This is a genomic window from Pseudolysinimonas sp. (assembly GCF_031389465.1).
Classification (GTDB): domain Bacteria; phylum Actinomycetota; class Actinomycetes; order Actinomycetales; family Microbacteriaceae; genus Pseudolysinimonas_A.
This window is the reverse complement of the sequence record NZ_JANMSQ010000280.1, coordinates 1-5,765: the sequence shown is the minus strand read 5'-3', so window position 1 is coordinate 5,765 and position 5,765 is coordinate 1. Positions and strand designations below refer to the sequence as shown.

Sequence of the window (5,765 nt, the reverse complement as noted above, 5' to 3'; positions counted from 1 at the left end):
GTTCCGTCCCCGGCCTCAGCAAGAGCCGAGTAGCCCGCTGGCCCCGGGTCGAGCACCCGCGCCTCGCCCCAGGTCGCGCCGTCGTCGCGCGAGACCCGAAGCGTGAGGTTCTCGCGGACGGCCTTCCCGTCGGGTAGCCGGGGACGCCGTGAATCCCGGCTGTCGGGATTCACGAAGAACACCCGGCCGTCGCCAGCGACGAGTGCGGCGTGGCAGACGGGCTCGAAGATCTCCGGCGCGAAGTGCGGCGTCGACCAGCCCGTCGCCCCGTCGGTGCTGCGGGTGAACACCCTCCTCGGGTCACCCTTTTGTCGAACCGTCAGGAGTGCTCCCCCGTCCGGGAGAGCGGCGATTGCCGCCTCAGAAGGGTTGCGCACCGCCCCACCCGGGAACGCGGCGTACTCGCCTGCGGCCCACGTCATCCCGTCGTCGTCGCTCGTGATCGTGAAGGTCGCCGACGGGCGGTGCCTTCGGCCGCGGGCCGAGCTCGCCCAGACCGGAACGACGAGCCGCCCGGCGGCGAGGAGGGCGCCCGACCCGGGCCCGGGGGCGAACCGGCGGGGAACGAAGCCATCGCGCTCGGGAATCGAGGTGAGCATGGTCGTCAGGTCCACCGGCGCCGAGAAGGTACGACCGCCGTCGGCGCTTCGGCGGTGCAACAGCCTGCGATATCCGACCTGATACAGCAGGTGCAGCACGCCCGACCGGTCGACGACGAGCGTCGGGTTGTCGACGGTACGGCACCACCCGCGCACCAGTCTCTCGGCCGCCGACCACGTCTCGCCGCCGTCGGCGCTACGGCGCAGCAACAGGTCGCTCGGACCCCAGTCGCTGACCCGCCGCCGCCCGACGGCGACCACCACCAGGTGGTCCGGGTCGAGAGCAGCGATCGCGGGGATGCGGACGGCGCGATAGCCACGTCCGCCCGTGAATAGCGTCACCAGGTCCGACGTCACAGGCGGAACGCTACCGAAGGGATGCAAACGGGTCGGCCGATACGCCGGGTTCTGTCCCCAACCTTGCGGCTGGGTGACGGCCATCTCTCTCGGGACTACGTTGCCGCAGCCCTCTAGCGGTCTACCCGGGAACTCGGGGGGCCCCGTCATTCGTTCCCTGTCTGACCTTGCACCGGACGAGGTTTACCCAGCGAGCCCGATCACTCGGGCCCCTGGTGGTCTCTTACACCACCGTTTCACCCTTACCGACTGTCCACGCCCCTCGAAAGGAGCGCCGACAGCAGGCGGTCTGCTCTCTGTTGCACTTTCTCGCGGATCACTCCGGGTGGGTGTTACCCACCGCCCTGCCCTGTGGTGCCCGGACGTTCCTCGGCACTCCTTGCGGAGCGACGCGACCGTCTGGCCGGCCCGTTTGCCCTCTCAGGGTACCTCGGGCCGCGCAAACGTCATCTTCTTGTCCATCGCCTCGTTCGCCATCCGGTCGGCGCGAGCGTTCTCGGCGCGCGGGATCCACTCGAAGGCAACCGGGGTTCCGATCAGCAGCTCCCGAGCCTCGGCGGCGAGGTTCGCCATGTCGGGATGCTTGATCTTCCAGCGCCCGCTCATCTGTTCGACGACGAGTTTCGAGTCGAGTCGCACGCGCAATTCGGCGTTGGCGTCGATCGCGAGAGCACGGGTCACCCCGGCGATCATCCCTGAGTATTCGGCGACGTTGTTGGTGGCAACCCCGACGTACACCCCGAGCTCCGCGAGCACCTCGCCGGTGGCTTCGTCGATCACGACCGACCCTCCGGCGGCGATCCCCGGGTTACCCCGTGACCCGCCGTCGGCTTCCACGATGAGACGCCGGGTCACAGCCCCGACTCCCCGGTGCGGCCGTGCAATCCCGACTCCGCTGTGCGGACGAGAATGGCGCTCGAGTCGGGACAGAGGATGACGTCGTCGGGTTCCGCCGCGCGGATCCTCGTCATGTCGGTGTGAGCGAGTGCCACCCCGCTCGCCATCGACACTCCGCCGCGCAGCAGCGAGGCACCGATTCCGTACCGTTCGCGCTGCTTCTCGTAGAGCGCGAGGAGGTCGGCGGGAATCTTGGTCGCAACCATCTGCCGGTTCGCGGCGGCGTGCGCCCGCTCCCCCTCGATCTCGACGAGTGCCGCATCCCGCGCAGCTGTCGCCTCGGCGATCGATGTCGAGAGCGCCGCCAGCTCGCCCTCGGTCGAGGTGAGGTCGCCCTCGCGTTGTTCGAGGGTTTCCATCACCGCGAGTTCGATGTCTTCGAGGTCGCTCTTGCGCCGGCCGAGGGATTCGAGTTCCTGCTCAAGTGCCGCGACGTCTTTCACCGAAGCGCTCGTGGCCAACCGTTCGGCGTCGCGGGTGACGCGCGCCTGCACGACCTCGACGTCTGCTTCGGTGCGTTTCAGCTCGAGCCGCACGTCTTCGAGCGCTCCCGACTGCTCGGTCCGCGTGCGCTCCAGCTCGGCTCGCTTGCCCGTGAGGGTATCGACGGTCGCACGCTCCGGAAGCTTGTCGGAACGTCGAGCGAGCTGCTGCAGTTTCGTGTCGAGTGCCTGCAGCTCGAGCAGCAAGGCCTGATCTTCGGGGGCGGCCTTCAGGCCCATTCGTTCCTCTTCCTCATCAGACGACAACAAACTCCCAGGGATCGGTGCGCAGGTCGCTCACCGTCACCTCAACGCCGGGCAGGGCATCCCGCAGCTGAGCCGCCGCGATCTCGAGCCACAGCCATTCGCTCGCCCAGTGCGAGACGTCGACGAGCGCGGGACCACTCGACACGCGGGCGTTCTCGCGCGCCTCGGATGCCGGATGGTGGCGCAGGTCGCTCGTGATGTAGACGTCGGCGGCGAGCACATCGGGCAGGGCGAGGTAGGCATCTCCCGCACCCGCGCAGAGGGCGACCCGGCTCACGGTGCGGTCGTACTCCCCCGCGACCCGGATGCCCTGGGCGGTGGCCGGGAGGAGGTCGGCAAGCCCGCGTGCGAGTCGGCCAAGCGTCGTCGGCTCGGGAAGTTCGCCCACTCGACCGATTCCGTGCACGGGGTTCGCAATCGACGGAACGAGCGGACGGGCTTGACGCAGCCCCAGCCGGTCAGCGAGAACGGCCGAGGTACCGCTGGTGACGACATCCGCGTTGGTGTGCGCAGCGATCAGCGCGCACCCCGCGCGGATGAGGCGGGCGAGCGCGGCGCCCTTGTACCGGGTCTCGGCGACCGTCGTAACCCCGCGCAACAGCAACGGGTGGTGCACGAGCAGCAGGTCGGCACCCGCGTCGATCGCCTCGTCGACGGTGTCAAGCACGGCGTCGACCGCGAGATGGATGCGACGCACCTCAGCCGCGGGATCCCCGGACAGCAGGCCGATGGCATCCCACGGCTCCGCGCCGGCGACCGGCCAGAGTGCCTCGACGCACGTCTCGACGTCGGCGAGCGTGGCGCCCTTGGTGGTCATCCGCTCAGTCTACGAGCGCACGCCTCTGGGAATCGGAGTCCTGTCGGCGGATCGCCGGCACCGCGGTGACGAGCGGCAGCAGGATGCCGAGCACGAGTGCCACGAGCACGCCGAGATCGCTGGTCAGCAGCGGATCACCTTCGGCCAAGCCGAGGAAGGGCAGCAGGTAGCCCTGCCAGTCCAGCCCGGGCAGCACCGCAGAGGTGAGTCCGAAGCCGATGGCGCTGATGACGACGAGCCCGATCAGGTTCACCCAGCGCACGGCCGGGTACACACCCCCGCGCCGCAGCAGCGAGTTTGCGTGGAACGTGCGGCGACGAATCATGATCTCCGCGCCGAAGATGCCAGCCCACGCGGCGATGGGCACCGCGATCGTAGTCGCCGCATCGACGATGACTGCGCGGGCGTCGCCGACGAGGAAGAGCAGGGCTGCGGCTGCGGCGAGGACGAGGACTCCGGCGATCGCCGTCGTCACCGAACGCCGGGCGCGCACGCCGAGCGACTGCAGCGCGAACCCGCCGGAGTAGATCGTCAGCACCACGCCGGAGAGCAGACCGAGGGACAGGGCCGCGATCAGCGGCGCCGGGTACCACAGCGGCAGCAGCGCCGCGATCGTGTAGACCGGGTTGGTCGCGAGTCCATCGGCGATCAGCGGGTCGGATGCCGCGAGCAGGGCCCCCCAGGCGACCAGGATGAACGCCGGCAGCGTCGCGCCGAACGTCGCCCAGAGCATCGTCGCGCCGCCGTCGCTGTCGGGGCGCTGGTAGCGCGCCACGTCGGCGCTCGAGTGAACCCAGGCGAGTCCGACGAAACTGAACACCAGCACGACGCCGGTGACCAGCAACGTCCAGGGTCCGTCGTCGACGCCCTGAGCTGCTGCGAGGTCGAGCCGCGGGAACGTGAGAGCTACCACTCCGACGACCAGCAGAGCGGTCAGGATGCTCAGGATCAATTGCACCCGCGCGATGAGGCCGTAGCCGAAGATCGCGACGACGAAGGCCAACACGAAGCCGGCGCCGAGTCCGACGAACGTCCAGACCTGTTCGCCGAGGCCCGCATCGAGGCCGGCATCGACGAGCACGCGCGCGACCCCGGTTGCGAGCATCCAGAGCAGTGCCCCACCCCAGAAGACCCGCGAGACGACGGCGAGAACCGCGGGCAGGCCGTTGCCGACGATGCCGAAGGTCGCGCGCGACACGATCATCGTGGGCTGACCGCTCCACTTGCCAGCGAGGGTCACCAGGCCGAGCGGCAGGAACGAGAGTGCGACACCGATGAGGATCGCGACGAGAGTCTGTCGCAGGCTCATCCCGAACCCGAACAGCACCGCGCCGAGCGACAGCGAGACGACGGAGGAGTTCGCCGCGAACCAGAGCCAGAACAGGCGGGCGGCACGTCCGGCACGCAGGTCGAGCGCCGTCGGCTCGGGTCCGGCCGTCTCGACGAGCAGCGCCGGATGCGATTCCGGTTCTTCGTCGACCAGAGCGTGCTCGTCCTCGGCCAGCCGCACGGTCGGAATCGGCTCCGACGGTGGCGCGATGATGGTAACCGAACCGGTCGAGTCGACAGCGATCGCGCCGGTGCCGAACGCCCGATCGACGTCGTCGACGACGTCGTCATCCTCAAGTGTGGGCAGCGATTCACCGAGCTGGATGTCGTCGGGACCGGTGTACTCAGGCGCGGTGTACTCGGGCGCGATGTACTCGGGCGCGATGTACTCGGGCGCGACGTCATCGGGATGTGGCGCGGGAACGCTGCCGGTCGTCAGAAGCGACTCGAAGTCGCCCGGGGGTGGAGCGAGCTCGCCGGTCGGGCGGGCGATCCCCGATGTCGGGTGGTAGGGCGGAATGGCTGCGGGCTCGATGCCGATCGGCGGCGGCAGGTGAGCGAAGTCCGCGGCCCCGGGTGGCGGCAAGTCGACGGCGGGAGTCACCGGCGGAAGGTCGAACGCTGGCGTCGCGGCGGGTGGAGGGAGGGTCGGGACGACAACCGAGCCGGTCGTCGGTGCCGGAGGTTCGACGAGCGGGGGCGGAGCGACGAAGGACGGTTCGACGAGCGGCGGTGGCGCGGGTTCCCCGAATGCTGCGGCGCCCCAGGCCGGCGGCTCGGCCGGTTCGGCAGGCGGGGGTTCTATGGGTGGGGGTTCTACGGGTGGGGGTTCGATGGGTGGGGGCTCTATGGGCGGCTCGACAGATGTCCCGAAACCCTCGGGCGGCGTCGGGCGCAGGAAGGTCGGGGGCGCCGGGAACAGCGCGGAGTCCGGGTACGGCGACGTCCCCGGAGAGAACGGGTCGCTTGCCGCCGGAGTGACGGGCGGGGGTGTCGGGGGCGGGGGTGTCGGGGGTG

5 protein-coding genes and 1 other RNA gene are annotated in these 5,765 nt (G+C 69.9%); all 6 read right to left on the bottom strand.

The window, feature by feature from the left end; all coding sequences use genetic code 11:
- A partial coding sequence (locus RMO30_RS11035) for a sialidase family protein (RefSeq protein WP_309713301.1) occupies nt 1-956 on the bottom strand: 956 nt, incomplete at its 3' end.
- A gap of 24 nt (nt 957-980) precedes the next feature.
- An RNA gene (gene rnpB, locus RMO30_RS11030) (RNase P RNA component class A) lies at nt 981-1,367 on the bottom strand.
- A 9-nt stretch (nt 1,368-1,376) separates the two neighbouring features.
- Nucleotides 1,377-1,811, bottom strand: a complete 435-nt coding sequence (locus RMO30_RS11025) for a reverse transcriptase-like protein (protein ID WP_309713298.1) — start codon at nt 1,809-1,811, stop codon at nt 1,377-1,379.
- Complete coding sequence (locus tag RMO30_RS11020; RefSeq protein ID WP_309713296.1) at nt 1,808-2,575, bottom strand: hypothetical protein; 768 nt, start codon at nt 2,573-2,575, stop codon at nt 1,808-1,810. The genes RMO30_RS11025 and RMO30_RS11020 overlap by 4 nt, the downstream gene beginning before the upstream one ends.
- Before the next feature lie 16 nt (nt 2,576-2,591).
- Nucleotides 2,592-3,419, bottom strand: a complete 828-nt coding sequence (locus RMO30_RS11015; RefSeq protein ID WP_309713293.1) for a Nif3-like dinuclear metal center hexameric protein — start codon at nt 3,417-3,419, stop codon at nt 2,592-2,594.
- A 4-nt stretch (nt 3,420-3,423) separates the two neighbouring features.
- Nucleotides 3,424-5,352, bottom strand: coding sequence for a cytosine permease (locus tag RMO30_RS11010; RefSeq protein ID WP_309713290.1), 1,929 nt, complete (start codon nt 5,350-5,352; stop codon nt 3,424-3,426).
- Nucleotides 5,353-5,765 lie beyond the last annotated feature (413 nt).